The 25,956-nt window shown below is 55.4% G+C and carries 26 protein-coding genes; 14 read left to right on the forward strand and 12 right to left on the reverse strand.

The features are described from left to right. Positions 1–7: 7 nt before the first annotated feature. The 12 genes from fumC (at position 8) to FHS30_RS00850 (ending at position 8,542) form a co-directional block, all read left to right on the forward strand. The gene (gene fumC / locus FHS30_RS00800; RefSeq protein ID WP_183907346.1) at positions 8–1,441 is read left to right on the forward strand and encodes a class II fumarate hydratase; all 1,434 of its coding nucleotides are present in this window, start codon (positions 8–10) and stop codon (positions 1,439–1,441) included. A gap of 32 nt (positions 1,442–1,473) precedes the next feature. Next, positions 1,474–2,031 carry an RNA methyltransferase gene (locus FHS30_RS00805; RefSeq protein ID WP_246341102.1) on the forward strand — a complete coding sequence of 186 codons (558 nt, stop codon included), beginning with the start codon at positions 1,474–1,476 and terminating at the stop codon, positions 2,029–2,031. A 245-nt stretch (positions 2,032–2,276) separates the two neighbouring features. Next, complete coding sequence (locus FHS30_RS00810) at positions 2,277–2,690, forward strand: NINE protein (protein WP_246341103.1); 414 nt, start codon at positions 2,277–2,279, stop codon at positions 2,688–2,690. Positions 2,691–2,761: 71 nt separating this feature from the next. After that, positions 2,762–3,106 (forward strand): antibiotic biosynthesis monooxygenase family protein, encoded by a 345-nt coding sequence (locus FHS30_RS00815; RefSeq protein ID WP_183907347.1) that lies wholly within the window; start codon positions 2,762–2,764, stop codon positions 3,104–3,106. A gap of 332 nt (positions 3,107–3,438) precedes the next feature. After that, the gene (locus tag FHS30_RS00820) at positions 3,439–4,281 is read left to right on the forward strand and encodes a YwqG family protein (RefSeq protein WP_183907349.1); all 843 of its coding nucleotides are present in this window, start codon (positions 3,439–3,441) and stop codon (positions 4,279–4,281) included. Positions 4,282–4,485: 204 nt separating this feature from the next. Next, the gene (locus tag FHS30_RS00825; protein ID WP_183907351.1) at positions 4,486–5,151 is read left to right on the forward strand and encodes a phytanoyl-CoA dioxygenase family protein; all 666 of its coding nucleotides are present in this window, start codon (positions 4,486–4,488) and stop codon (positions 5,149–5,151) included. Positions 5,152–5,226: 75 nt separating this feature from the next. After that, on the forward strand, positions 5,227–5,526 hold the full coding sequence (locus FHS30_RS00830) for a hypothetical protein (protein WP_183907353.1): 300 nt from the start codon (positions 5,227–5,229) through the stop codon (positions 5,524–5,526). Positions 5,527–6,114: 588 nt separating this feature from the next. Beyond that, positions 6,115–6,675 carry a hypothetical protein gene (locus FHS30_RS16945; protein WP_221197111.1) on the forward strand — a complete coding sequence of 187 codons (561 nt, stop codon included), beginning with the start codon at positions 6,115–6,117 and terminating at the stop codon, positions 6,673–6,675. A 36-nt stretch (positions 6,676–6,711) separates the two neighbouring features. Then, complete coding sequence (locus FHS30_RS16950) at positions 6,712–7,080, forward strand: hypothetical protein (RefSeq protein ID WP_221197112.1); 369 nt, start codon at positions 6,712–6,714, stop codon at positions 7,078–7,080. A gap of 86 nt (positions 7,081–7,166) precedes the next feature. Continuing rightward, a complete protein-coding gene (locus tag FHS30_RS00840; protein WP_183907355.1) occupies positions 7,167–7,571 on the forward strand; it encodes a GNAT family N-acetyltransferase in 405 nt (134 codons plus the stop codon). A gap of 130 nt (positions 7,572–7,701) precedes the next feature. Next, complete coding sequence (locus tag FHS30_RS00845) at positions 7,702–8,127, forward strand: hypothetical protein (RefSeq protein ID WP_183907357.1); 426 nt, start codon at positions 7,702–7,704, stop codon at positions 8,125–8,127. Between the two features lie 34 nt (positions 8,128–8,161). After that, positions 8,162–8,542, forward strand: coding sequence for an MmcQ/YjbR family DNA-binding protein (locus tag FHS30_RS00850; RefSeq protein ID WP_183907359.1), 381 nt, complete (start codon positions 8,162–8,164; stop codon positions 8,540–8,542). Between the two features lie 11 nt (positions 8,543–8,553). Here FHS30_RS00850 and FHS30_RS00855 read toward each other — a convergent pair whose 3' ends face one another. The 6 genes from FHS30_RS00855 to FHS30_RS00880 all read right to left on the reverse strand — a co-directional run bounded on the left by FHS30_RS00855 (position 8,554) and on the right by FHS30_RS00880 (position 15,634). Further along, the gene (locus FHS30_RS00855) at positions 8,554–9,453 is read right to left on the reverse strand and encodes a hydroxymethylglutaryl-CoA lyase (protein WP_221197113.1); all 900 of its coding nucleotides are present in this window, start codon (positions 9,451–9,453) and stop codon (positions 8,554–8,556) included. A gap of 18 nt (positions 9,454–9,471) precedes the next feature. Continuing rightward, positions 9,472–11,475 carry an acetyl-CoA carboxylase biotin carboxylase subunit gene (locus FHS30_RS00860; protein WP_183907363.1) on the reverse strand — a complete coding sequence of 668 codons (2,004 nt, stop codon included), beginning with the start codon at positions 11,473–11,475 and terminating at the stop codon, positions 9,472–9,474. A 9-nt stretch (positions 11,476–11,484) separates the two neighbouring features. Beyond that, entirely contained in the window at positions 11,485–12,270 is a 786-nt protein-coding gene (locus FHS30_RS00865; protein WP_183907365.1) for an enoyl-CoA hydratase/isomerase family protein, read from the reverse strand. 10 nt (positions 12,271–12,280) lie between these two features. Then, the gene (locus tag FHS30_RS00870) at positions 12,281–13,888 is read right to left on the reverse strand and encodes a carboxyl transferase domain-containing protein (RefSeq protein WP_183907367.1); all 1,608 of its coding nucleotides are present in this window, start codon (positions 13,886–13,888) and stop codon (positions 12,281–12,283) included. Positions 13,889–14,037: 149 nt separating this feature from the next. After that, complete coding sequence (locus FHS30_RS00875; RefSeq protein ID WP_183907370.1) at positions 14,038–15,207, reverse strand: isovaleryl-CoA dehydrogenase; 1,170 nt, start codon at positions 15,205–15,207, stop codon at positions 14,038–14,040. Between the two features lie 49 nt (positions 15,208–15,256). Then, on the reverse strand, positions 15,257–15,634 hold the full coding sequence (locus FHS30_RS00880; RefSeq protein ID WP_183907372.1) for a MerR family transcriptional regulator: 378 nt from the start codon (positions 15,632–15,634) through the stop codon (positions 15,257–15,259). A gap of 211 nt (positions 15,635–15,845) precedes the next feature. Here FHS30_RS00880 and FHS30_RS00885 point away from each other — a divergent pair, with 211 nt between their 5' ends. Next, entirely contained in the window at positions 15,846–16,682 is an 837-nt protein-coding gene (locus FHS30_RS00885; protein ID WP_183907373.1) for a DUF2884 family protein, read from the forward strand. 25 nt (positions 16,683–16,707) lie between these two features. On the opposite strand, the gene FHS30_RS00890 is transcribed toward FHS30_RS00885, so the two are convergent. Next, positions 16,708–17,808: a hypothetical protein gene (locus FHS30_RS00890; RefSeq protein WP_183907376.1), complete on the reverse strand. Its 1,101-nt coding sequence runs from the start codon at positions 17,806–17,808 to the stop codon at positions 16,708–16,710. Positions 17,809–17,929: 121 nt separating this feature from the next. Here FHS30_RS00890 and serB point away from each other — a divergent pair, with 121 nt between their 5' ends. Beyond that, entirely contained in the window at positions 17,930–19,072 is a 1,143-nt protein-coding gene (gene serB, locus FHS30_RS00895; RefSeq protein WP_183907378.1) for a phosphoserine phosphatase SerB, read from the forward strand. 72 nt (positions 19,073–19,144) lie between these two features. Here the strand turns inward: serB and FHS30_RS00900 are convergent, their stop codons facing one another. The 5 genes from FHS30_RS00900 to FHS30_RS00920 all read right to left on the reverse strand — a co-directional run bounded on the left by FHS30_RS00900 (position 19,145) and on the right by FHS30_RS00920 (position 25,942). Next, positions 19,145–21,241, reverse strand: coding sequence for an EAL domain-containing response regulator (locus FHS30_RS00900; protein WP_183907380.1), 2,097 nt, complete (start codon positions 21,239–21,241; stop codon positions 19,145–19,147). A 154-nt stretch (positions 21,242–21,395) separates the two neighbouring features. After that, entirely contained in the window at positions 21,396–23,150 is a 1,755-nt protein-coding gene (locus FHS30_RS00905) for a hypothetical protein (protein ID WP_183907382.1), read from the reverse strand. 279 nt (positions 23,151–23,429) lie between these two features. Next, on the reverse strand, positions 23,430–24,275 hold the full coding sequence (gene cysE, locus FHS30_RS00910) for a serine O-acetyltransferase (protein ID WP_183907384.1): 846 nt from the start codon (positions 24,273–24,275) through the stop codon (positions 23,430–23,432). Positions 24,276–24,344: 69 nt separating this feature from the next. Then, complete coding sequence (locus FHS30_RS00915) at positions 24,345–24,932, reverse strand: GNAT family N-acetyltransferase (protein WP_183907386.1); 588 nt, start codon at positions 24,930–24,932, stop codon at positions 24,345–24,347. A gap of 2 nt (positions 24,933–24,934) precedes the next feature. Continuing rightward, positions 24,935–25,942 carry a serine/threonine protein kinase gene (locus tag FHS30_RS00920; protein ID WP_183907388.1) on the reverse strand — a complete coding sequence of 336 codons (1,008 nt, stop codon included), beginning with the start codon at positions 25,940–25,942 and terminating at the stop codon, positions 24,935–24,937. Between the last annotated feature and the right edge of the window lie 14 nt (positions 25,943–25,956).

Consider the following 25,956-nt stretch of genomic DNA (forward strand, 5'->3'; position numbering starts at 1 on the left):
ATTGCACATGGCTAACAGAATTGAAAAGGATACGCTCGGCGAAGTTGCCGTGCCCGCGGCGCGCTATTGGGGTGCGCAAACCGAGCGCAGCCGCAAAAATTTTGCCATTGGGCCTGCGGCGTCCATGCCACTGCCAATTATCTACGGCTATGCCCAGCTTAAAAAAGCGGCGGCACAGGTCAATGCATCCTTGGGAATATTGCCCGCGCACAAGGCGGCGTTAATCGCGCAAGTGTGTGATGAAATTTTAGCGGGCAAATTGGATGATGAATTTCCCTTGGTGATTTGGCAGACGGGTAGCGGCACGCAAACCAATATGAATGTCAACGAAGTGATCGCCAATCGCGCCCAGGTGTTGTCGGGCGGCAAACTGACCGATGACAAAAAAATATTGGCCGCCAATGATGACGTCAACAAAAGCCAAAGCAGCAATGACAGTTTTCCCACGGCCATGCACATTGCCGTCTATTCCGAAACCGTGCGGCAACTGCTGCCGGCCGTGGCTGGTTTGCGCCAGTCATTGGCAAAAAAAGCGTATGAGTTTCATGCACTTGTGAAAACGGGGCGCACCCACCTCATGGATGCAACGCCGCTCACTTTGGGGCAGGAGTTCAGCGCTTACGTGGCGCAATTAACCCATGCCGAGTCAGCCTTGGTGCATGCGCTGGCGGCGGTGCGCGAGCTGGCGCTGGGCGGCACAGCCGTGGGCACCGGGCTCAATGCACCGGCGGGATTTGCGCAAGCGGTGGCCGACGTTATCGCTGAGCAAACGGGGCTGCCGTTCATCAGTGTGCCCAATAAATTTGCAGCGCTGGCGGCACACGATGCCATGGTGTCATTGAGCGCCGCCTGCAAACAATTGGCCGTGAGCTTAATGAAAATCGCCAACGACATTCGCCTGCTCGCCAGCGGGCCACGCTGCGGTATCGGCGAGTTGTTGTTGCCGGCCAATGAGCCGGGCTCTTCCATTATGCCGGGCAAAGTGAACCCCACTCAGCCAGAGGCTGTAACCATGGTGGCGGCGCAAGTGATGGGCAATGATGTTACCGTGTCCATTGCCGGCAGCAACGGCCAGTTTCAGCTCAATGTATTTAAACCGGTGATCGCGGCCAGTGTGCTGCAAAGCGTGCAGTTATTGGCCGATGCGAGCCGCAGTTTTGATGCGCATTGCGTGCAGGGCATCAGTGCAAATCAGGCGCGCATTGACGAACATTTGTCGCAGTCATTGATGTTGGTGACGGCGTTAAATCCGCACATTGGTTATTACAAGGCAGCGGAAATCGCCAACAAAGCCCACACCGAGGGCAGCAGTTTGCGGGCGGCGGCGCTGGCGCTGGGCTATGTGACCGCCGAGCAGTTTGATGCCTGGGTCAATCCCGCGGCGATGGTGGGTGCAGAGCTGCAATCAAATAATAAAAGTGCAGGCGGTGAAGACAGTTAGCCGTTTGCGTTGTTTTAATAGAGGGTAGTGTTTTGAATGAACTCGTCCCGCAGGCACAGAGCCTTGCGGAATTGCTGGCCGACATGCACGTGGCCATCGGCCTCACCAATCCCAAGAGCCCGTCAAATGTGGGCGCAGTAATGCGCGCCGCCGGCTGCTACGGCGCTGATGGCGTCTACTATACCGGTGAGCGCTTTGAGCGCGCGGCGCGCTATCACACGGATACCCAGCGCGCCGGCAATCTCATTTCACTGACGGGCGTCGAACACTACGAGTCGCCCCTGCCCGACGACATGGCGCTGGTGTGTGTCGAATTGGTTGAAGGTGCGCAGCCATTGCCGGATTTTGTACACCCAACCCGAGCGCTCTATGTGTTTGGTCCAGAGGATGGCAGTTTGCGCCAATCGCTCATCGATCGCGCCGACGCCGTGGTGTACATGCCCACACAGGGCTCAATGAATTTAGCCGCATCGGTCAATGTGTTGCTCTACGATCGCGCGGCAAAATCCTTTAGCGCCGAGCATGACGCCACCAACATCCGCGAGAGTCGCGATGTGAATAATCGCCTGCGCGTGAAGCCGCTTAAATAGGCATAGTGTTGAACGCCTGATGCATGTGGCGATAAAGCCAAGTGCAAGTGCATGCGCAATGCGTTGAGCGCTAGGGTTGCGCGTGTAGCTATTTAATAACGCGTGCAAATTTTTACTCTTATCGCCCGTAGCAAACCACCCGCCCGTGGTTTACCGCAGGATATCCCCCTGTGGTCGCCCCCAGACTTGCTCCTATCAAGGTCAGCTGCTAGCGTGGGTCTTCGCTAACGACAAGGATGCTCACCATGCAGGCAATGACAACGCAGTCTTCAGATTCACACAGCAAAGTGCTCGGCTACGTGCTGTGGATTTTTGGATTCATGGGCGCGCACCGGTTTTACTACGGCAAACCCATTTCCGGCACTATCTATTTCTTTACCCTAGGCCTGTTGTTCATCGGCTGGATCGTGGATCTCTTCCTTATCCCCGCCATGGATGCCGAGGCGGACCGTCGCTACCCGGAGGGTCACACGAGCTACACCTTAAGCTGGGTGTTTTTAGTGTTTCTCGGCTTTTTTGGTGTGCACCGCTTTTACATGGGCAAATGGGTAACGGGCGTTATTTGGTTCTTCACCTGTGGGCTATTCTTGCTGGGTTATCTCTACGATCTGTGGACGCTCAATGAACAGGTCTCTGAAGTGAATCGCGAATCCACCTAATGAGCTGCTTGCCAACGGCGCAGATCGCCGCTGCATCTTGAGGTTTAACGAACTGAGCGCGGGAGCGAGCGATGAAATTTATCTTCGAAGTCACGGTTAAACCCGGTCACACCGCAGAGGAGTATGCCGACGCCTGGGTGCGCGCCAGCGAATTGATCCAACAAGCCCCTGGCGCACTCGGCACCGAATTGCATCGAAAAATCGGCGCCCCCAACCAACTGATTGCCATCGCCCACTGGCGCAGCAAAGCCGAGCGCGATGCAATGGAGGCAATACCCAATGCCGCCGTTGCAAAGATCATTCGCTCCGCCGCTGACTTTGTCACCGTAAAACTCATAGGCGAATTTGAAGAGCCGGAATGGGTGGTAAAGCCAAAGCAGCAGCAACAGCAACAGCAGCAGCAACAGCAACAGTAACGCGATTTAATCACCATACTTTCTCGACACTCCACCGCCAATACCCACCCAACATCAAAAACACCTGATCAAATAAAGGATTCCCCAACTGATTCCTCAAACCGATTCTTCAGCGGCGCTGAATCGCTCCTACCGCCGGCTGCCTAGGCTACACCCTAAAAATGGGCTGTAAATATAGCCAGCATACCAAGCGCGCACACTTTGCTTTTCTCGTGCTAAGATCAAAAAAAATAATGCGTGGGAAATCAGAATGTTAAGGCATGTTGATTTAGGCGCCACTGGCAGACTACGCCGGCACGCTAATAAAATGTTAACCCTAACAAGGATTGGGCATGGAATTCTTAAGGAAAATCTTCACTAAGAAACCCAAAGTGGATTGGGATAAAGTTCGCCAAGACCTGGAGCCGAAAATTGTTGACATTGGAAAGCCTGCAGTAAGACTTAGATCGTCAGAAAGTAAAACTCGGTGTAAATTCGGAGGCGCCCCTTTCGTAAATTCCTCCAACTTTGTATGGCCGTACAGTGATGGTAAGCCGATGGCCTTTTTGGGGCAAATTGATCTGGAAGAGATTGCGGAGGTCCACAAGTACGAATGGCTTAACGGTAAGGGGCTGCTTCTATTCTTTTATGACGTAGAAACCATGCCTTGGGGATTCGATCCAAAAGACAAAGGAAAATGGAGTGTATTGCTTCAGAATCTGCCAGATTGCTACGCAAGATTTCCAGGGGATTTAGATACTGGTCATATTTTGAAAGAAAAATACCTTAAACCAACATTAGTCAGCCTTTACCCGAATTATGATGATCCAAGCATTGAGAATCTAAATTTGTCTGAGGAAGAATTAGATCTATACATAGATTTGTGTACTGCTAATGAGGAATGTCAGCACCAAGTGGGTGGTTTTCCCTCACCGGTGCAGGGTAATTATATGGAGCTAGAATCTCAGCTGGCATCAAATGGTGTATATGTTGGAGATTCAAAGGGGTATGCCAGTGAGAAAGCAAAAAAGCTTGAATCTGGTTCTTCTGACTGGAGATTATTGCTCCAATTTGACAGTGATGAAGATTTAGATGTTATGTGGGGCGATTGCGGTATGATTTACTTTTGGGTTCAACGCCAGAAGTCCCTTAAGAATGAGTTTGGTAATTGCTGGCTTATTTTGCAGTGTTGCTAGCATGAGTATCAATGGGTCAGACTCCTTGATCGAATCTAAATGAGCGGATTCATGGTGTCTGACCCCATGATCATGACCCCATGACCCCATGACCCCATGACCCCATGACCCCATGATCACATGATCAAAAAGGTGCTGTGGATAAGTAAAGCTTAAAAACGTTTTTCTATAGCTTAGTTATATGTCAATCAAGGATTAATCTCAGTGCAAGCCTTAGAAGATGGGTATGAATTAATAGATGAGTTTATATCTAAAGAACAGTTCAATTCTATAAATGAAGAAATAGAAAGTATTGCATTTCCCGTCAGAGCTGGTGGCATTCGAAATGCGGAGAAAAAGTTCGCTTCTATCCACGATCTCGCCGTATCAGAAACACTAATTACTCAAGCTAAAAATTATCTGTCAGGTGCTGCTTTTTTAGTTCGAGCTATTCTATTTAACAAAACATCAGAGAATAATTGGTTGGTAGCATGGCACCAAGACAGAACTGTAGCAGTATCAAGAAAGTTCGAAAAACATGAATGGGGGCCATGGAGCGTCAAAGATAATGTCGCTCATGTCCAGCCGCCGATAGATGTGCTCAATCAAATGGTAACCTTTCGAATTCATCTGGATGACACAAACCTAAAAAATGGGTGCCTAAAGGTTTTACCAAAAAGCCATCAACTAGGCATCCTAGATTCCTCTGCTATTCGATCATATGTTCAAAATCATGAAGCAGTAGTTTGTGAGGCGCCAGCAGGGTCCGCTTTAGCTATGCGTCCGCACTTACTACATTCGTCTAGCAAGGCTGTAACCCCGTCAAAACGCCGGGTTTTACACCTTGAGTACAGTAGCTTTAAATTACCATCGGGTGTCTCATGGGCGTAAAGCATGTAACAACCATTCAATCGGCTTGCTAACGCTCTAGACTGTCACAGGCGTCATGAAAAATAAGGAACAGCCATGAGTAACATGGGAGAAATAATAGGGTTTAGCTTGTTTCTAATAGGGCTAATTCTATTTTTTGCTTTCATTGTCAAGGGTTTATTCTTAGCTGTTCACATCAATAAAGATAGCTTTAGCAACAACAAGGTTTTTACAAGAGGTATATGGCTTCTAATTGTTCCAAGTAGTCAGTTAACCGAAAAAGGCCAAGTGAGTAGGCGTGCTGCTTTCAACTGCCTGCGTTTTTCAATATATTTCGTACTAGCTGGAATTGTTGTTTCTTCAGGCATCTCGCTAATAGTGGAATTTTATGCATGACAAGTAACTATGCTCGCAAACTCACGTCTATTACGCGTTAGCTAAACATCGAATTTTTACTTTACTACGAAGCACCGCTCTTGGGGCCCCTTGCGAAGCGGTGAGCGGAAGTCGGATTTTAGGGGGCAATTGGGCATGGACGCCCAATTGGCAGCGCTTTGGCTCCTGCCACTGCTGCATTAGCACTTCCCTGTACGTCAGCGACGATCAGGCAGGAGCCTGTTTTCGCGACCCCTAAAAACCGACTGGAGTGACAAATCGACCGGATCGATTTGGTCCGCTTTTGCGCCCGCAGGGGCAGCTACATGGATGTGGCTGCGACAACAACCCGACAGGGCGCATAGCCGGGGTACGTTTCTATGACGCAAAGTACGCGTGGTCTTCGCTTTACTACGGCTGGTTTGTTTTCTATGACGCGGAAAGCGCGTGGTCTCCGTTGCACTACGGCTCGTATATAAAGAAAATGAACAAACTTAAAATTAATCAATTGTTGAATGATATCAAGGTGTCAGCTTCTTGATCGAATCTAAAAGAGAGGATTCATGGTGTCTAACCCCCATGATCCTTCAGAGATCACTACGGTAAATTATGCAAAATACTGAAAGAGTCAAATCAGAAAGGCCGGAAAGCGCATTCGAGGGTGAGGTAGTGTGGAGCCCTTTGAAGTCAGTATGGTTTATTTCAAACCTCTTCGTTGCATTATTTATTGCTCCTTTTGTATTTTCATTTTCAGCCTTTGTCGTATTTATATTTTTGACTGCTGTTACGCTTTGCTTGGGACACTCCCTTGGAATGCATAGGCTGCTAATTCATCGATCTTATGAGTGTCCAAAATGGATGGAATATCTATTTGTCTACTTAGGTGTTCTGGTTGGTATGGCTGGGCCAATAGGAATGCTGTTGCAGCACGATCTGAGAGACTGGGCTCAGCGACAGAAGAAATGCCATGACTTTCTATTACACGGATCAAACATTGTTAAGGACGGATGGTGGCAGCTCAACTGTGATCTAAAACTGAAGTATCCGCCTGAGTTTACGATTGAAGATGAGGTGTCAAATAATAGCTTCTACCTTTTTATTGAAAGGTATTGGTTGCTTCAACAGATAGTGATCGCAATACCCCTATATTTATTGGGTGGTATACCGTAGCTGGTGTGGGGTATTTCGGTAAGGGTGGTCGTCTCTGTGGGTGGACATTGGCTTATAGGCTACTTTGCCCATAACCATGGGCAACGAACCTGGTCCGTAGAGGGTGCGGCGGTTCAGGGGCACAATATCCGTATTGCTGGTTTTCTTTCAATGGGTGAGGCGTGGCATAACAATCATCACGCATATCCCGGCTCAGCAATGCTTGGCCTATACAAAGATGAACCTGATCCCGGTTGGTGGGTGTTAAATGCGCTGCACAACTTGGGTGTCGTTAAAAATATTAAACTACCAAAGGAATTGCCTCATCGTGCAGATTTAGTTACAGAGGCTGCTAACCTAGAGCGCCGTGTAGAGCGTGTTCCAGAAGAATGCGAAATTGCTAATTTCATTAGAAGGAAAGGTTAATGAAAAGTACAAGCTGAAAGTAATTCGTTGTTTTCGCAGCCGCGTCCCCGCACCTAATCGATGTTAATTCCGGATATTAAATACCAATGAAAATAGTTCACTTAACCTGGGAAGAAACAATCCCCATTCGACATAAAGTATTGTGGCCAAATAAGCCACCCGCATTCTGTAAGATCGACGGTGATGAAACTGCGCTGCACTACGGTGTAGAAATTGACCTGGAGCTGGTTTGTGTTGCATCGGTGTACGTGGATTCTGAAGGAGCGCGATTGCGAAAGTTCGCCACACTGGCTGAGTATCAAAATCGTGGGGTTGGGTCGGCGCTGCTTAAGCGCATGCTGGAAGATGCCAGATCTTCAAAGGTTAAGCGGTTTTGGTTTGATGCGCGTGAGTCGGCGCTAGCGTTTTATTCAAGATTTGGTTTTGTGGCAGAAGGTGCGCGTTTTTTTAAGGAAGACGTGCCTTACTTTAGGATGTCTATAAACCTATAGCTGCTGGTTAAGGCGAATGCATAAGGCCACTGGGTGGTTAAATGTTCAGCTGGCACTACAATAAATCTCACCGCCTTTGGCGCGCGCTGCCATTGGCGCCCATACAGTGATTCGACGAGGGGTCAATAATATGGACTACTTTATGCAGTTTCACTGGTGGTACCTGTTCGTAGTTTTTATTGTCTTATTTATGTTTAACGGCAAGGGCGGTGTTGTGGTCAGGCGCCTGTCTGCACCGTTGAAGTCACAGGACGCGCGCTTTGACGCCTGTCGTGCGGAGGCACATTATGTGATTTTCAAGGTGGGTAAGCCGGATAAAATCGATATCGAATTAAAAAACCTATCAATTCCGCAAGGCAGTGGGCTTGGGCTAAGTTTAAACAACGCCTCGTTTGCAGCGATTAACGTCAGGCGCAACGGTAAGGCGAAGTTCGAGCATTGGACTGACGAGCCAATGACGTTTCCAGTGATTCAGTTGGGTGATGAGTTGGCCGTTAAATATCAAGGTCAGATTGTGTTGAGTGGCGTGTTTCGCGCCGACACAGCGGACGATTAACACCTATAAATCTGGCCAACGTGGAAGAACTCAAATGCCTGGCGCCCCAAGTCTCAAACAATTGCAAACCCTTTTGCTCGATCACGTGGCCGCCACTGAAGACACGCCCTTTGGGCCCGATGTGTTGGTCTACCGGGTGTGCGGCAAGATGTTCGCGCTATTGGCGTGGCGCGACGACCCGATGCGATTGAATGTGAAGTGCGATCCCATAGAGGCAGAGTTTCTGCGCGAACAGTTTACCGCGGTATTGCCCGGCTACCACATGAACAAGAAGCACTGGAATACGTTGGTATTGGATGGCACCTTGGATTGGGATTTCGTGCAGGCGCAAGTAGCTGCGTCTTACGGGTTAATTGTGAAGGGATTGAAGAAAAGCGAGCGGGAGGCGCTGCAACACACCCCCGCTCGGTCGTAGCGCGCGCTGAATTACTGGCACTTGGCCGCAAGGGCACGCGCGACTTTTGATTGTGAGTCCCGCCCCAGTACTGCGCAAATATCGCGGCCTGCCTGCGCGAGTTTGTGTAAATCCACGCCGTGATCTAGCCCCAAACCATTGAGCATATACACCAAGTCTTCTGTGGCCACATTGCCGGAGGCGCCTTTGGCATAGGGGCAGCCGCCCAAACCCGCCACCGAGCTGTCGAACACCCGCACGCCCAATTGTATGGCGCGGTAGATATTGGCCAGCGCTTGGCCGTAGGTGTCGTGGGCGTGCAGTGCGAGTTTTTCGATGGGCACAACGGCGGCGCAGGCGGTGATGACCGCTTCAATGCTCGCCGGTGTGCCGGTGCCGATGGTGTCGCCCAAGGAAATTTCGTAGCAACCCGCGTCGTACAATTGCTTGGCGACCTCGGCCACTTTTGCGGGCTGGATGTCGCCCTCATAGGGGCAACCCGCGATGCAGCTGACGTAGCCGCGCACGGGAATTTCTGCGGCGCGGGCGGCGTCCATGATGGGCGCAAAGCGCTCGATGCTTTCGCTGATAGAGCAGTTGATATTTTTTTGGCTGAAGGCTTCAGAGGCCGCGGCAAAAATCGCCACTTCACTGGCGCCCACGGCGATCGCGCGCTCGTAGCCCTTGAGGTTGGGCGTGAGCGCGGCGTAACTAACGCCGGCCTTGCGCGCGATGCCTTCGAACACCGCTTCACTGCCGGCCATTTGCGGCACCCATTTCGGGTTTACAAAACTGCCGGCTTCCACGACTTGCAGGCCTGCGTCCGAGAGCGCGTTGACCAGCGCAATTTTGTGCGCGCTATCGATGGGTTGCGCTTCGTTTTGGAGCCCATCGCGCGGGCCCACTTCCACAATTTTTACGGTGTTGTTCATCTTGGTGCCCTGTGACATTTAGCTGGCTTCAAAATCCACTAGCAGCGCGCCGCCGTCTACCAGTTCGCCGTCGGCAAAGAAAAATTGCTTCACGGTACCGGCGCTGGGCGCTTTGATAGTGTGCTCCATTTTCATGGCTTCCATCACCAGCAGCGGCGTGCCGGCGTCCACTGCGGTGCCCGCTTTAACCAGCTGCGCCACCAGCGTGCCGTTCATGGGGGCGGTTAGACCACCGGCGTGCTGTTGCTCGTCGGCATCGCCCGTGTCTGGCAGTACCCGGGTGAATTCCAGCAGGTGGTTGTAGCAATACAGGCTGATGTGATTTTGATCTTCGTTCACTTGCAGCTTTTGGCGATGGCCGTCCATGTCGGCAATTAATTGATTGCCGATGAGGGTGCCTTGCAGCGTGGTGGTGTGGCCCGCGTGCGTCACCTTGTAGCGACTGGCTGCGCCCCGGCCCAGTTGTTCCACGTCTAGGCGGTGGCTGTCGCCGTGCACGGCAATGTCGAAGCTGTGCTTGCGGCTGCCGTCACAGCGCCAGTGGTCGGCGGCATTCCACGGCGAGTGGCGATCGCTGGCGGGTGCGCCGCAACTCGCGCTGTGTTGCTGCTTGAGCACTAAATAGAGCGCGGCGAGCGGTAAAAAGTGTTCGATTTGCGCGGCGTCTTTTTTGAAAATCAGCGATTGGTGTTTTTCAATAAAGCCGGTGTCCAGGTCGGCGGCGCGGAAGGGTTCTGCACTCACCAGATTATAGAGAAACGCGAGATTGGTGGTCATGCCGCCAATGCGGTATTCGCTCAGTGCTTTTTGCAGACGTCTGAGCGCGCTGTCGCGATCTTGGCCCCACACCACCAGCTTGGCGATCATGGGGTCGTAGTAAACGCTGACGTCGTCGCCTTGGCGCACGCCGGTTTCCACGCGCACAAACTCGCCCTCTTCGGGGGCATCCAAATAGCTTAAGGTGCCGGTGACCGGCAGGAAGTCGTTGTCGGGATCTTCTGCGTAGATGCGAGCCTCAAAGCTGTGGCCGTCGATGCGCAGCTGATCTTGCGCCAGTGGCAGCGTTTCATTGGCGGCCACCCGCAACTGCCACTCCACCAAATCTTGGTGGGTGATCATTTCGGTGACGGGGTGCTCCACTTGCAGGCGGGTGTTCATTTCCATGAAGTAGAAGGAGCCGTCGATGTCGAGCAGAAACTCCACTGTGCCGGCGCCCGCGTAGTTAATCGCTTGGGCGGCCTTGAGTGCGGCATCGCCCATGGCGGCGCGCAGGGCGGGGTCCATGCCCGGTGCGGGTGCTTCTTCCACCACTTTTTGATGGCGGCGCTGCACGCTGCAGTCGCGCTCAAACAAATACACGCCGTTGCCGTGGTTGTCGCAGAACACTTGAATCTCTACGTGGCGCGGCTGGGTTAAATATTTTTCCACCAGCATGGTGTCGTCGCCAAAGGCGTTCATGGATTCGCGTTTGGCGGCGTCCAGTGCTGCGCCAAATTCTTGCTCGCTCCACACTTGGCGCATGCCCTTGCCACCGCCGCCGGCGGCGGCTTTTAGCAATACCGGGTAGCCCATGGCGTCGGCGTGTTGCTTGATGAGCGCCGGTGACTGATCTTCACCGTGGTAGCCGGGCACTAAGGGCACGCCGGCCTTTTCCATGATGGTTTTAGCGGCCGACTTTGAACCCATGGCCTCGATGGCGCCGATGGGCGGGCCGATAAAGACCACGCCGGCTTCATCACAGGCGCGCGCAAAGCCCGCGTTTTCCGACAGAAAACCGTAGCCTGGGTGAATGGCTTGGGCGCCGGTTTTGAGCGCGGCGGCGAGAATTTTATCGCCGCACAAATAGCTTTCGCGCGAGGGGGCGGCGCCGATGTGGACGGCTTCGTCGGCCATGGCCACATGCAGGCTATCGCGGTCGGCATCGGAGTAGACGGCGACGGTGCGCACGCCCATTTTCTTGGCGGTGCGCATGACGCGGCAGGCAATTTCACCGCGGTTGGCTATCAGTATTTTCGTGAACATAGGGGCTCCTTAATCCTGTGCCTGCCAGCGAGGGCTGCGTTTTTGCAAAAAGGCTTGCAAGCCCTCTTGGCCTTCTTCGGACACGCGAATGGCGGCGATGCGCGCGCTGGTATCGTCGATAAGCGTGGTCTCGATGGGGCGATTGGCCACATCGAACACCAATTGCTTGGCGGCGCTGAGCGCGGCGGGGCTGTTGCTTAACAACTGCGCGATAAATTGGTCGACGCAAGCGTCCAGTGCGGCCTCTTCCTCAACCACGCTCACCAAACCCAGCGCGAGGGCAGTGCTGGCATCAAAGCGCTCGGCGGTTAAAAAGTAGCGCCGCGCCGCGCGCTCACCCATGGCGGCCACCACATAGGGGCTGATGGTGGCGGGGATCAAACCGATTTTGACTTCACTCAAACAAAAACTGGCGCGTGGACCGGCCACGGCCAGATCGCAGCAGCTCACCAAACCCACCGCACCGCCGAAGGCCGCACCTTGCACGCGGGCAATGGTGGGAAAGGGCAGGGTGTTGAGTGTGTGCAGCATCTTGGCCAAGGCGTCGGCGTCGGCGCGGTTTTGTTCAAGGCTGTAACCGGCCATGCGCTGCATCCAACCGAGGTCGGCGCCGGCGGAAAACGATTTGCCTTCGGCGGCGAGTATCAGCGCGCGCACCGACTGATCGTCGCGCGCGCGTTCAAAGGCCTGTTGTAATTCGGCGATGACGGCATCGTCAAAGGCGTTGTGCTTTTCGGCGCGATCGAGTGTCACGGTGACCACATTGCGCGCGTCTTTTTGGTAGCGAATGCTCATGATAGTGGGCTCACATGCGGAACACGCCAAAGCGCGTGTCGTCGATGGTTTTGTTTAAGCTGGCCGATAATGCCAGACCCAATACGCGGCGGGTGTCGGCGGGGTCGATGACGCCGTCGTCCCACAGGCGCGCGGAGGCGTAGTAGGGGTGGCCCTGTTTTTCATAGGTATCCACCACTGGCTGCTTGAAGGCGGCCTCTTCTTCGGCGGTCCAGCTGTCGCCGGTTTTTTCCATCTGGTCTTTCTTAATTTGCGCCAATACGCCGGCGGCCTGTTCGCCGCCCATGACGGAGATGCGCGCGTTGGGCCACATGAATAAAAAGCGCGGGTCGTAGGCGCGGCCGCACATGCCGTAGTTGCCGGCGCCAAAGGAGCCGCCGATCAACACGGTGAGTTTGGGCACCTGGGCACAGGCCACCGCAGTCACCATCTTGGCGCCGTGCTTGGCAATGCCGCCCGCTTCGTACTGGCGGCCCACCATGAAGCCGGTGATGTTTTGTAAAAACACCAGCGGAATTTTGCGCTGGGCACAGAGTTCCACAAAGTGCGCGCCCTTTTGCGCCGACTCGGAAAACAAAATGCCGTTGTTAGCCACGATCCCCACGGGGTAGCCGTAGATGCGCGCGAAGCCGCACACCAGTGTGGTGCCGTACAGGGCTTTGAATTCGTCGAAGTCGGAGCCATCGACTACCCGCGCAATGATCTCGCGCACGTCGTAGGGCTTGCGCGTGTCTTTGGGGATCACGCCGTAGATTTCTTTCGGATCGTAGAGTGGCTCTACCGGCTCGCGCACATCGAGCTGCGCGGGCTTGGTGCGGTTCAAGCGACCGACGGCATTGCGCACCAGTTGCAGTGCGTGGTGGTCGTTGCGGGCAAAGTGATCGGCCACACCGGAGGTGCGACAGTGCACGTCGGCGCCACCCAAATCCTCTGCCGATACCACTTCACCGGTGGCCGCTTTAACCAGCGGCGGGCCGCCCAAGAAAATGGTGCCCTGCTCTTTTACGATAATGGATTCGTCGGCCATGGCGGGCACGTAGGCACCGCCGGCGGTGCAGGAACCCATAACCGCAGCAATTTGTGCAATGCCCTTGGCGGACATGTTGGCCTGATTAAAAAAGATGCGACCGAAGTGTTCGCGATCGGGAAACACATCGTCTTGGCGTGGCAAGTTGGCGCCGCCGGAATCTACCAAATAAATGCAGGGCAGATTATTTTGATCGGCAATGGTTTGCGCGCGCAGATGTTTTTTAACGGTGAGTGGGTAGTAGGAACCGCCCTTGACGGTGGCATCGTTGGCGACGATCACACACTCTTGGCCGTTGACGCGGCCAATGCCCGTGATGACGCCCGCGGCGGGCACCACATCGTCATACACATCAAAGGCCGCCAGTGGCGACAACTCTAAAAACGGCGAGCCGGGATCGAGCAGTGCGTCGATGCGATCGCGCGCGAGCAACTTGCCGCGCGCGGTGTGGCGCGCCTGGGCCTTTTCGCCGCCGCCCTGATGGATGTCGGCGAGTGTTTTGTTCAGGTCATCCACCTGCGCCTGCAAGTGTTCTGCGTTGACGGCGAAGTCGTCGGCGCGGGTGTTAATTTGGCTTTTTAGAATGGGCATAACAGGAACGCTCCTCTGTCGCTCACAGCTCGCAGTTAGCAGTTAACAGAAAACAGTTAACAGCTAACAGCTAACAGGAAAAGCAGTGGCGTTGCAATTTGCCGCGGCTGTGTTTTGCCCTTCCTGTTACTGCAAGCTGATTACCTTTTTTATTTCGTTTCGTTAAACAATTCGCGACCGATCAACATGCGACGAATTTCGCTGGTGCCGGCGCCGATTTCGTAGAGCTTGGCGTCGCGCAGTAAACGGCCGGTGGGGAATTCATTGATGTAGCCGTTGCCGCCCAGCAATTGAATGGCATCGAGCGCCATTTTGGTGGCCATTTCGGCGGTGTACAAAATCACGGCCGCCGCATCTTTGCGCGATTCTTCACCGCGATCACAGGCCTTGGCGACATTGTAGAGGTAGGATTTAGACGCGTTCATGCCGGCGTACATGTCGGCCAACTTGCCCTGCACCAATTGGAATTGACCAATGGATTGGTTGAACTGTTTGCGGTCGTGTACGTAGGGCACCACCACATCCATGCACGCGCTCATGATGCCGGTGGGGCCGCCGGACAACACTGTGCGCTCGTAGTCTAGTCCGCTCATCAAAACGGCCACGCCACGGCCTTCGCCGCCCAAAATATTTTCTTCGGGCACTTCGCAATCCTGGAATACCAGCTCGCAGGTGTTGGAGCCGCGCATGCCCAGCTTGTCTAATTTTTGATGGCGAGAAAAACCGGGGAAGTCGCGCTCGACGATGAATGCGGTCATGCCTTTGGAGCCGGCGCTCATGTCGGTCTTGGCGTAGATTACATAGGTGTGCGCATCGGGGCCGTTGGTGATCCACATTTTATTGCCGTTCAAAATGTAGCGGTCGCCCTTTTTCTCGGCGCGCAATTTCATCGATACCACGTCGGAACCGGCATTGGGTTCGCTCATGGCCAGCGCACCAATGTGCTCACCGGAACACAGCTTGGGCAAATACTTTTGCTTTTGTGCCTCGGTGCCGTTTTTGTGAATTTGGTTCACGCATAAATTGGAGTGGGCGCCGTAGGACAGGGCCACTGAAGCGCTCGCGCGCGAAATTTCTTCCATGGCCACCACGTGCGCCAAGTAACCCATGTTGGTGCCGCCGTATTCTTCTTTAACGGTCACGCCGAGCAGGCCCATGTCGCCAAACTTTTTCCACATGTCCATGGGGAATTCGTTGTCGATGTCGATTTGCGCGGCGCGCGGTGCCAGTTCGCCCTGGGCAAATTGGTAGACGGCATCGCGCAGCATGTCGATGTCTTCGCCAAGGCCGAAATTCAATGTGGGGTAGGGAAAGCTCATGGGATGTCCTCGTTAAAATTGGGTTGTTTATTCGTGTGTCTGTGTTTGTTTATTGGCAGCTGTCGCGCGCCTCTAGGCAGCGTGCCTCTGCGTCTTCCAGCTCGGCCAGCATGATGTCGATGTCGCGTTTTTGGGCGAGTAGCGCACGGCGTCGCTCTTGTATCTTGCCGATGAGGCGCTCTAACTGGGGCACGTTGTTGGAGCCCGGGTCGTACATGCCGATGATTTCGCCACTCTCCTCCAGGCTTAGGCCCAGGCGTTTGCCGCGCAGAATCAACTTGAGTTTGACCCGATCGGCGTGGCTGTACAGGCGCGTTTGGCCCCGGCGCGCAGGTGCCAGCAGGCCTTTGTCCTCGTAAAAGCGTATGGCGCGGGTGGTGATATCAAACTCGCGCGCGAGGTCTGAGATGCTGTAAACCTTGTCCATGGGTGCCCCGGTGGCAAATGCAGGGCAAACTTTAGCGCAGGTTGACGTTAACGTAAAGGTAAGCTTTGATCTAAGCGCGGGCCTGTAAAGATTCAGGCGCCATAAGGCCACGGTTCACCGGCGGGCTGCGGTTGTTGGCCGATTTGTGCTGTCCTCCCATTGCAGGGTGTGGTTTTCTATCGCTCAAATAACTTTCGCGGAGATAGGGAAAATGCGCGTTCTTGGGTGTATGGCATTGGGGTTGGCCTTGTGGCTGCCAACGACAGCAGTGGTGGCCGGTGTAGACATGGGGTTGAAAAACTGCCACGTGCGCTTTGCCAACGACTTTTCAGTAAAGCCCTCGGGGGTTAATTCCACGCAGCGCGATACCGTGTATGTGTTGAAAACCGATGGCGAGGTGCGCGTGAACGGATCGTCGGTGTCGCTCTCCTCACAGCAGCGTTCGCTGGTGGTGGATTACACCGGCGGCCTGCAGCAGTTCATGCCCGACATGGTGGCGTTTATTTCTGAAACGCTGCACACGGTGGGCAAGGTAATGGGCGGCGCGCTCGCCAAGGTGTTTGGCGCCGACAGCGAACCGGCGCAAAAGGTGCGCGCTTCGCTGGAGGCATCGGAGGCCCGCATGGCCGCGCGACAGGCTGAGCACCCGGGCGAATACCACGTGGTGGATCAGCACTTAGATATTTTGGATGACGCCTTTGATGCCGATTTCGAGCGCTCCATTGAGGAGGCGGTCGAAGCCTCTATGGGCGGTGTAATGACGATGTTGAGCGCGGCGCTGTTTGGCGGCGACGGCAGTTTTGACGAGCGCATGGCGAGCTTTGGCACCAAAATGGAATCCTTTGGCGAGCAGGTGGAGCGCGACATGGAGTCGGTGGAGCCCACGCTGGAAAAGCGCGGCGAGGCCCTGTGTGATAAAGCCGAGGCCATCGAAAAAATGGAATACCGACTGCGGGAAACGATTCCTGAGTTGGCCCATTATCGCTTGATGGACAGCCGCAAAAAGGCCCGCGAAGCGGCCCGTGGCGGTGAGCTGCGCGCCGATTAATTCTGCACCATGCCCACGGGCCGGGTCAGCTGAGTGTATCGGCGGCCAGCCCGGCCAGTTGGGTCAATTGATTTTCCAGCAAGTTTTTATAGGGCGGCAGCACCTGTTCAACGCGGGCGCTGCGCTGATCGGCTCGGGCGGCAAACTGGCAGCGCTCCGAGAGCGATTCATCCAGCAGTTTTACCGAGATGATGGTGGCGCGCATGCCGCCGGGCTTCAGTTGACGGGCGTACTGAGATTTAAGATTGGCACTGGCGTCGAAGGGCAGAATGCGCGCGCCCAGTTGCAGCGCCAATTCACTTTGCTCGCTTAAGGCGTGCAATAGCTCAGCGCTACAGATGGCATTAAAGCTCGCATCGGTGCGCTCTTCCTCGCAAAAGGTCAAGGTTAGCCGGTGGTCTTGCAGGCCCAGACTCTCCCCGCCATACAGCGCAATCACCCCTTGTAACTGCCGCTCAAAACGCTCCAGTAGCTGCTTGAACGCCTCGCCGTTGAGCTCGGTGTGCAGTTGTTCCAAGTTGAGTAAATCGAGCGTCAAGGTGACTTTTCGCTGCGGGCCGACCACCGCGGGCGCGGCCGTTGGCGCCGGTTGTACTGGGCTGCGGTAGAGTGCCGAGGCAATGGCGGTGAGCGCGAGCAGCGCTGCAAGGGTGAGCGCCAAGCGCCCGTACAGGCGATTGCGGTTGGCGCGCGCGTTGTTGGCGCTCACGGTGACGGTGACATAGCCGGCCACGCTGTCTTGCAACACGATGGGCGCGGAAAAATACAGGCTGTTGGGGTGGGTGGTGTGGCCGCTCTGCACCAGCAGGCGGTTTTCCACGTCGTGCACTGTGGCACCGTCCACATCGAGATTCTTGGTGAGGTCTGCCAGCAGGGCGGTGAGGCTCACGCGATCTTGGTTGAGCATGGCCGACTCCGCCTGCTCGGCGGCCATGTTGGCCATGGCCTGGCCATAGCGCTGGGATACGGCGTGGGTTTGTTGGTCCAGGTAGCGGTGTAGCTGCCAACCACAGGTCAAGGTCAAAAGCACTGCCAAGGCCAGCGTAAAGCCAAAGGGCTGAGTGCGGGCTGCCAGTCGGTAAAGCAGTGCCAGTGGTGCTGTCTTATTGTTGTTTGTCTGCGTCATAGGCCTGTCGGTCGTCACCCAAATCGGGCGTAAAAGGCCGCCTAGTTTAGCCTATTGCGACCTGAAAACTATATAATGCCCGGCCTTATTCGCACTTCCTCTGGCAAGGGCCACACGACGTATGATCAGCCTCCATCTCGCCTGTTTTCACAACCGCTACGCCCTCAGCGATGTTTTAGCCAATTTGGCGCAGCTGCCGCTGGCCTGCCATGCCCTTGAGACCCAATGCCATGGGCAGGGGTTTAGAGTGCACGTGCAGTGCGACTCGCAGGGCGATTGCGATGCGCTACAGACATCGCTGCTGGCGCTTTGGCCGGATATGCAGGTTCAGGTGCAGGCGAGCCCCAGTCGCACGTGTAGCCATGTGGTTGTGTTGATGGCGCCCGCGCTCACCAGTGCGCAGTTGGCGCACCTGATCGACACCTTGGCCGATCACGGCCTGGCCTTGATGAGCAGCCGCACCCTGTCTAGGGCCGATGGCGGGGCGCGACAGGCGTGGCAGTTGCGCGTCAGTGGCGACGCCGATTTACCGGCCTTGCGCAGTGCACTGCGCACCCTAGCGGATCAATTGGCCGTGGACATTACCGTGCACCCGCGCGCGGAATTTGGCCGTCAGGGCGGATTGATTTGTTTTGATATGGACTCCACCTTGATTAAGGCAGAGTGCATTGATGAATTGGCGGCTGCCGCCGGTATTGGTGAGCAGGTTGCCGCAATTACCGCCGCTGCCATGCGCGGCGAGTTGGATTTTATCGAGAGTTTCACACAGCGCATGGCGCTGTTAAATGGCTTGCCCGAATCGCTGTTGGCCGGCATTGCCGAGCGCATTGAGTTGATGGATGGCGCCGAGGTGCTCATCAACACATTGAAAGCGCGCGGCTTTCACACGGCCATACTCAGCGGTGGCTTTGTGTATTTTGCTGAAAAAATTCAAGCCCGCTTAGGCATTGACGAAATTCACGCCAACGCGCTGGAAATTGTCGATGGCAAAGTGACCGGGCGCGTCACGGGTAGGGTGGTAGACGGTCAACGCAAGGCGGAATTGATTCAGCGCATTGCCGCCGAGCGCGGTGTCGACATGCAGCAGGTTATTGCCGTGGGCGATGGCGCCAATGACTTGCCCATGTTGGGTCTCGCCGGCATGGGTGTCGCCATTCACGCCAAGCCGCTGGTGCGCGCCTCCAGTGACTACGCGATCAGCACCTTGGGGCTGGACGCGCTCTGCTATTTATTGGGCTTGGAAGATGACGACTTGGTCGAGTAGCGTCGAATGCAATAAACCTATAGCCATAAAAAAAGCCCGCGGCGTTGCGGGCTTTTTTGTTGTTGGATGGGTTTAGCCGTCCATGCTGAAGTCGTAATCCATGCCCTCGGATGGCCCCTGCAGGTAGTGGCCCTGAATATAGTGCACGCCACTTTGCCATAAAGTTGACAGCACGTTGGCATTTTCCACAAAGGGCACCACGGTAATTTTTTCGAGTTTATGCAATTCTTTTATGAGGTTGGTAAGCGCTTCGGCGCCCTCGCCACCGGTTTGAACATCTTGAGTAAAGCTGCCGTCCACTTTGATGTAATGTGCAGGCACATGCTTGAGGGTGTTGAAATGATTCATGGCGCAGCCAAAGCCGGAAATAGACAGGTGGGTTTTTAATTTATCCAGCCCTGCGCACAATGCCTTGGCCGCGGTCATGTGATTGGTGATGTCTATCTCGCGGACTTGAAACATCATCGCATCTGCGGGTAGCTTGGCCGCTTTGAAGGCGACCCCCAACCAAGGCACGAGGCTTTCATCGGTGATGGAATGGCGGCTGAGGTTGACCACCAGGCTGGTCTTGTTGCCTTTGGCGCGGTGTTCAGACAACATTTTTATGGATTCCAGAATCACCCAGCGATCTATTTTAGTGGTGGCGCCGATGGTCTCAGCGGCTTCCAGGAATTTGGCGGGCTCAATTTCATTGCCCTCCTCGTCCACCATGCGCAATAGCACTTCGTAGAGTTCGTTTTCATTGCCGCGCAAGCTGATGATGGGTTGGAACAATAATTTGAATTGATTGTTGTCCACGGCGCGCTGCAGTGCGCGGGCCACATCGGTGCCCGCTTCCGCGTCGCCAATTTTGGGTTCAAACAATTTGGCGTCGCTGCCGCTGCCTTCGGTGCCTTTTTTGCGCACCTCTTCAATGGCCTGCAGGGCTTGATCGATGATGGTCTCGGCATCTTTGCTCGCTTCGGTGACCAGTGCCAAGCCGGCGGTGATCGTGAACTGCACCGTGGTGCCGTCGATGTCGAAAATGGTTTCCGCGACTTCGGCGCACAGTTTCTTGGCGCGCTGAACGTGTTTGTCGGCGCTGGTGCCGGGTGACAGTAGCGCGAAGGTGTCATCGCTAAAGCGCGCTAAATATTCGCCGTCGCGCGCGTGCTTTTGAATGGTTTGCGCCAATTTTTTAATGGTGCCATCGGCGACGCTGACGCCGTGCGCTGATTCGACGCGATCAAAAAACTGGTCGGCTTCGATATAGGTCAGTGTGGCGCCGGCTTCGCCATCGGCGGCTTTGTCCACGGCCATCTCGAGCCGTTCCAAGAAAAACTGACGGTTATACAGACCGGTTTGAACGTCTGTTTGTTTGATTTCCTCGAGCTGCGCTTCCAGCTCTTCGTTGTTGGCGGCGCTGGCGCGCATGACCAACTGGATGCACGGCTCCTCATCAAAAATGGCGTGCACCACTTCCATTTTAATGGGCTGTTGTTTGCCGGAATGATGCAGGCTATTGAAATCCAGCTCGGTAGATTCGGCCTCTTCACCTTTGAGGGTAAATTCCTTAAGGAATTGTTTGGTGCGATCGCGATCGCCGGCGGCCACCAAGTCGATGGTGGGCATGCACAATACATCGTCTGGATCTTCGTAGCCAAAGCGCTCGGAAAAGCTTTGGTTGACGTATAAAAACATGCCGTCTTGCACGTAGGCCACGGCGTCGCGCGAGCTATCGAGCAGTTGTTGGCTGCGGCGTTCGGCCTCTTTAAACTTGCGGTCGGCTTTGCGGCGCGCTTGGCGGTGCTCGCGATTTTCCAGCTCGCGGGTCACCACTAACAGCAGGTGTTGGTCTTCGTCCATGCGCACGACTTCCACCGCGCCGAGGCGCAGCCCGTCGACAATGGCGTGTGAGCCTTCCTCTTCCGTTTGCAATATGACGGGGATATCTTTGTTCAGACGCTTGATTTGACGCACGGCCGTCGCGGCGGGCAACTGTTCGGAATCGGCTTGGCCGATGGCGAGATCCCAAGTGTGCTCCTGCAACAGCTTGATCAAACCTTCTTCACTGTCAACGTGTTGCGCACGGGTGTTGCGACCGGCGTTATTGAGCATGCTAATTAGTCGCTCGGCTTCGGAGCGGCTGTCGTTGATAATCAGCAGTCTGATGGTGTCGTTGGGATTCATATTGCCTTTATTGTGTTTGTCCTGGTGACGAAGTGCACCAAGCCAGTCATCTTACGTAAACTGTGTAATGGCTCAAGCAGCTGAAGGCTGCGGCCCTGTTCCCGTGCAATGAACTGTGTACTGGTTCCGGTATTTGCCCTGTAGGCATTGCAAATTAATCGTCTTTCCATACGGAAGAATAGTCTTCTTGGCTCTTAGATGCGTTCTTTTTCTCGGCACTGCCACCTTCTAACACGCGATAAGTGAATTGGCTGAAGGAGCCTGTGGCAAATAGCCGCTTGGTGAGCTGGTAGCGGGCGTCGCCCTCGCCGTCGCGCACCCGCACTTTGCAGTACTCGGTAAAAGGTAAATTGTCGGTAATGACCGTGGCGGGTTGGTTCACCGATTTAAGCGCCTGAATTTTCAGTGCGCGCATGTAGGGGGACTTTTCACCGGTGGTGTGTACCATAGACACCGCGCTGGGTTGAGCTTGTGGCGCAATAACCTGTACGCCGAGCTGGGTGTTGCCGCCCGACTGACGAATCCAGCGCACAGCGGCCACGGCCCATTTGATACGGCCGGGTTCGCGCACGCCAATGAGGTCACCGGCACGCAATTTTTCTGAGCTGTCCACATTCCAGTTAAGACAGTAGCCGCCTGGGCTGGTATCCACGATGCGAATGTGGTGCACCGGCGCAATTTGAATTTCCTCTTCGTCTTCGGCGTCCCAATCGTCGATGAAATCCATCGTGGGCAAGGCGCCAAAGGCCCCGCTGGAAGAGCCGTTGGCAAAGGGGTCTTCCTCGGCAGTTTCGGGTTTGCTGGCGCTGCCATCGTGGCGGCTTAAAAAGTCGGCAAACTCGACTTCGTGGGCGCTGTGGTAATGCAGGTTACTGATGCCCACGGTGACTTGTAGCTCACCTTGAATCAATCGGCGCTCAAAGGCGCGTTGGCGCATGACCGTCCAGCAGCCGCACAGGTGCTCAACCAGCTGCGAGGGCATGTTGTTGGGGATGCGCACGATGGGGTTGTCGTCATCTTTTAGCTCGCTCTGCCGGCGCAGTGCCACCACCAATTCTTCCAGCTCTAACTCGAAGACATCGTCTGGATTGCTTGGGTGTATGCGGTCTTTGTACACCGGGGGAATATCGTCGGCTGGGTCGATGGCAAACAGGCGGTTTTCATCGGTACCGTGCTTCATGGCCACCATGGGTGCCCAGAGCTCCAGCGCGTCAAAGGTTTGCTGCACTTCCTGCTGGCGCATTTGATTGGGGCGCGCGCAGGCGAGCATTAAGGCGCGCACGTAGGTGTGTTCGAGTTTGAGTGCTGGGACAAATTCCAGTCGGCTATCGCTCACCAAGGACTCTGTCCGTTCAAACAGGCGCGTCAGTTGGTAGAGGGTGTGCAATTCCAGCCAGACGCCGTTGGGCACGGGCGTGTAAAGCTGGTAGCCGCGCATCAACATCAGGCTTAACCCATTCATGGCGCGCTGCAGGGCCAGATCGAGTTGCGCCATTTGATTGGCCTTGGGTTTGGATTGTGCGAGGTCGCGCACTGCAATCAGGTAGCTGTTGGTCAAATGCTTTTGCAGGGCCTGGGCGACGATCGCGGTTTTTACGGCACCGTCGGGCAGAATAATGGGCTGGTTTAAAAAGTTGCGGCCCAGCCCTTGAATACACTGCTGCACATAGGGGCGCACGCCCTCGAGCATTTCCAAGCGGTTGATGGGGTCAATTTTAAGGCGAGCGATATCCGGCAGTGCAGAGTAGAGCTGCACGCTGGTGAAGCTGACGCGCGTAGCGGGCAGGGATTCGGCCCATGCCTTCACATCGGCAGCTTTTGTACCGTGGCAAAACCCTAGGGTCTCTAGGGTTTGGGCGGGCAGTTTAAACCGGCCCAGCAGGGTTGCTAAGGTTTCGTCAAAACTCATGAGTGCAGCTTTTGTTCGTCCATGAGAGAAGTATAGGGAGCGCTGAGGCACTCTGCCCGATGACTTTCACGTGTTTTTATAGCGTGTCGCGTGGGAACGACTTTGCGGCGCCCTATCTTAGCGGCTGATGCCTGTCCATGCCGTCGCTACCCTACCCAACGTAAATCCGCGCATAGTACGTCAGCGGTGCACGTTAAACCGTGATCTACGGCCAAGGTTCGCTACTGCGCCGCGCCAATACCAAATGCTGCACGATAGTACCTAAAAATGACTGAGACGTCAGCTACTCTCGGGGCAATCGCCTTGGCAGGCCAATTCGTGGTTCATGTCGAGCGCCGGTGATTCGGACAGACAGCGGCCCACCAACACGGCGGGCACTCCCGCCACCGTGGTGTGCGGTGCCACCGATTTCAGCACCACACTGCCGGCGCCGACTTTCGCGCCTTCGCCAATTTCAATATTGCCAAGTACCGTGGCGCCCGCGCTAATGAGCACGCCCTGCCGGACTTTCGGGTGTCGATCGCCGGATTCCTTGCCGGTGCCGCCTAGGGTGACGGATTGCATGATCGAGACGTTGTTTTCCACCACCGCGGTCTCACCGATCACAATGCCCGTGGCGTGATCGAGCATGATGCCCATGCCGATCTGGGCGGCGGGGTGGATGTCGACCGCAAAAACTTGAGAGATGCGATTTTGCAAAAACAGCGCCAGTGAGCGGCGCTCGTTCTGCCACAGCCAGTGGGCAATGCGGTAGCTTTGTAGCGCGTGGAAACCCTTAAAATAGAGGAATGGCGCAGCCAGCGAGCAGCAGGCGGAATCGCGCGTGTCGATGGCGAACAAGTCGGCGCGCGCGGCCTCGGCGATGGCGGGGTCGTCGGCCATGGCTTCGGTTATCACCTCGCGCACCATCATGGCGGGGGCCATGGGGCTGTCGAGTTTGTTGGCGAGGTGGAAGCTGAGCGCCGCCTCGAAGGTGTCGTGATTTAAAATGGTGGCGTGCAGAAACGACGCCAAAATGGGTTCTTCTTCGGCTTGCGCGCGGGTTTGTTCACAGATGCGAGCCCACACCGGGTCGACGGCGTCGGTCGAATTGGCGGCTTGTGTGGCCAAGGTTAATGGCTTCATGGCGTACCCCGTGCGAGCAAAAGCCTATTATGGCCTGTGCTGAAGCTCGCGGCAAAGGCCCCTTGGGGGCTAGAGTGCCTTGATTAGCGTGCTGTGGTCGGCCAAACCCGGAATTTGGCTGGTGCGATGGGCCTGTTGCTCGAACCCCAGGCGGCGGTAGAGCGCTTCGGCACGGGGGTTGTCGGCCGCCACGTCGAGGCTTAAATGGCTCAACCCCAAGGATTGCGCCCGCTCGGCGGCGAAGGCTATGAGTTGTGCGCCGCACCCCTGCCCGCGCAGTTCTGGCGCGACCGCGAGGTGCGCGATGTGGAGAGAGTTTGCCGGCGGCGCGGGGATCAGTTTTTCCACTTTTAAACCGCGCAGCAGCACCAGGGGCGAACGCCAGCCGGCCCACTGCATGATGGCGCCTACATTGGCGTTGTTGCGCTGCAGGTGTTCGTCGCGCTGAAACACACTGACGCATCCGTCGATGCCCGTTGCGCCGCGCACCACGTAGTGAGCCCTGTGGCCAAAACTGCCGTCGGCCTGTGCCAGCGCTTGGCTCAGAAAAGACTCTGCATCGGCCAGAAATACATAGTCGAAGGCGGCGGGCCCGGAGCTGTATACCAGCGGCACAAGGGCGGCGGCATCGGCGGCGCTAGCGGCGTCTAGGGTCATGGTTAAAATAGCCGCAAGGGCTCCTCTTGCAATGCCGACATTTGCTCGCGCAATTCCAAAATGTGCTCCGCCCAATAGCGTTCAGTGTTGAACCACGGAAAGGTCTTGGGAAATGCGGGATCGTCCCAGCGTCGCGCCAACCACGCGCTGTAGTGCATGATGCGAAGACTGCGCAAGGCTTCCACAAATTGCAATTCGCGCGCATCAAAATTGCAAAACATGTCGTAGCCCTCCACGATTTCAGACAGTTGGGCGAGCTGCTGCTGGCGATCGCCAGACAATAGCATCCAAATATCCTGAATCGCCGGGCCCATGCGCGCATCGTCGAAATCCACCAAATGCGGCGTGTCATCGCGCCATAAAATATTGCCCGGGTGGCAGTCGCCGTGCAGCCGAAGTTGCGTTGGGCTAAAGCGCGCAAAGGTTTCTGAAATGCCGGCCAGCAGGTCGCGGCACAAACTGGTGTAGGCCGGCAGCAGCGATTTGGGTATGAAGTGTTCGGTCAAAAAATTTGCGCTGGCGTGACCAAAACTTTCGATATCTAAGCTGGGTCGGTGTGCAAAAGGCCGGGCGGCGCCCACGTTGTGCAATCGGCCCATGGCGCGGCCAATGGCTTGCAGGTGGTCGAAATTTTCAAGCTCCGGTGCGTGCCCGCCTTGGCGTTTAAACATTGCGAATTCAAAATTTTTAAAGCGGTACAGGGTGTCACCTTGCGCGTTGGCGAGCGGGGGGACCACGGATAGCCCTGACTCCGCGAGCTCGGCGGTAAACTGATGTTCTTCCAGAATTTGCTCGCGGCTCCAGCGCTCGGGCCGATAGAATTTTGCGATGATGGGCGTGCCGTCTTCAATGCCCACTTGGTAGACGCGATTTTCATAGCTATTGAGGGCAAATACGCGCGCGTCGGTGAGCAAACCCGTGGATTCCACGGCGTCCATTACCGCGTCGGGTGTGAGCGTGGCGTAGGGATGGTTGCCGATGTCGGCGGAGTGTTCCGTAGTGTCTTCCATAGTACGCCCGATAA

The sequence above is a fragment of the Simiduia aestuariiviva genome, assembly GCF_014192475.1.
Taxonomy (GTDB): Bacteria; Pseudomonadota; Gammaproteobacteria; order Pseudomonadales; family Cellvibrionaceae; genus Simiduia; species Simiduia aestuariiviva.

Coding starts and splice junctions, on each gene's coding strand:
- serB (WP_183907378.1), top strand. CDS start 17,930: ATGATCAGCCTCCATCTCGCCTGTTTTCACAACCGCTACGCCCTCAGC.
- FHS30_RS00915 (WP_183907386.1), bottom strand. CDS start 24,932: ATGACCCTAGACGCCGCTAGCGCCGCCGATGCCGCCGCCCTTGTGCCG.
- cysE (WP_183907384.1), bottom strand. CDS start 24,275: ATGAAGCCATTAACCTTGGCCACACAAGCCGCCAATTCGACCGACGCC.
- FHS30_RS00820 (WP_183907349.1), top strand. CDS start 3,439: ATGGAATTCTTAAGGAAAATCTTCACTAAGAAACCCAAAGTGGATTGG.
- FHS30_RS00885 (WP_183907373.1), top strand. CDS start 15,846: ATGCGCGTTCTTGGGTGTATGGCATTGGGGTTGGCCTTGTGGCTGCCA.
- FHS30_RS00865 (WP_183907365.1), bottom strand. CDS start 12,270: ATGAGCATTCGCTACCAAAAAGACGCGCGCAATGTGGTCACCGTGACA.
- FHS30_RS00830 (WP_183907353.1), top strand. CDS start 5,227: ATGAGTAACATGGGAGAAATAATAGGGTTTAGCTTGTTTCTAATAGGG.
- FHS30_RS00905 (WP_183907382.1), bottom strand. CDS start 23,150: ATGAGTTTTGACGAAACCTTAGCAACCCTGCTGGGCCGGTTTAAACTG.
- FHS30_RS00815 (WP_183907347.1), top strand. CDS start 2,762: ATGAAATTTATCTTCGAAGTCACGGTTAAACCCGGTCACACCGCAGAG.
- FHS30_RS00860 (WP_183907363.1), bottom strand. CDS start 11,475: ATGTTCACGAAAATACTGATAGCCAACCGCGGTGAAATTGCCTGCCGC.
- FHS30_RS00840 (WP_183907355.1), top strand. CDS start 7,167: ATGAAAATAGTTCACTTAACCTGGGAAGAAACAATCCCCATTCGACAT.
- FHS30_RS00920 (WP_183907388.1), bottom strand. CDS start 25,942: ATGGAAGACACTACGGAACACTCCGCCGACATCGGCAACCATCCCTAC.
- FHS30_RS00875 (WP_183907370.1), bottom strand. CDS start 15,207: ATGAGCTTTCCCTACCCCACATTGAATTTCGGCCTTGGCGAAGACATC.
- FHS30_RS00900 (WP_183907380.1), bottom strand. CDS start 21,241: ATGAATCCCAACGACACCATCAGACTGCTGATTATCAACGACAGCCGC.
- FHS30_RS00890 (WP_183907376.1), bottom strand. CDS start 17,808: ATGACGCAGACAAACAACAATAAGACAGCACCACTGGCACTGCTTTAC.
- FHS30_RS16945 (WP_221197111.1), top strand. CDS start 6,115: ATGCAAAATACTGAAAGAGTCAAATCAGAAAGGCCGGAAAGCGCATTC.
- FHS30_RS00855 (WP_221197113.1), bottom strand. CDS start 9,453: ATGAACAACACCGTAAAAATTGTGGAAGTGGGCCCGCGCGATGGGCTC.
- FHS30_RS00880 (WP_183907372.1), bottom strand. CDS start 15,634: ATGGACAAGGTTTACAGCATCTCAGACCTCGCGCGCGAGTTTGATATC.
- FHS30_RS00850 (WP_183907359.1), top strand. CDS start 8,162: ATGCCTGGCGCCCCAAGTCTCAAACAATTGCAAACCCTTTTGCTCGAT.
- fumC (WP_183907346.1), top strand. CDS start 8: ATGGCTAACAGAATTGAAAAGGATACGCTCGGCGAAGTTGCCGTGCCC.
- FHS30_RS00870 (WP_183907367.1), bottom strand. CDS start 13,888: ATGCCCATTCTAAAAAGCCAAATTAACACCCGCGCCGACGACTTCGCC.
- FHS30_RS00810 (WP_246341103.1), top strand. CDS start 2,277: ATGCAGGCAATGACAACGCAGTCTTCAGATTCACACAGCAAAGTGCTC.
- FHS30_RS00845 (WP_183907357.1), top strand. CDS start 7,702: ATGGACTACTTTATGCAGTTTCACTGGTGGTACCTGTTCGTAGTTTTT.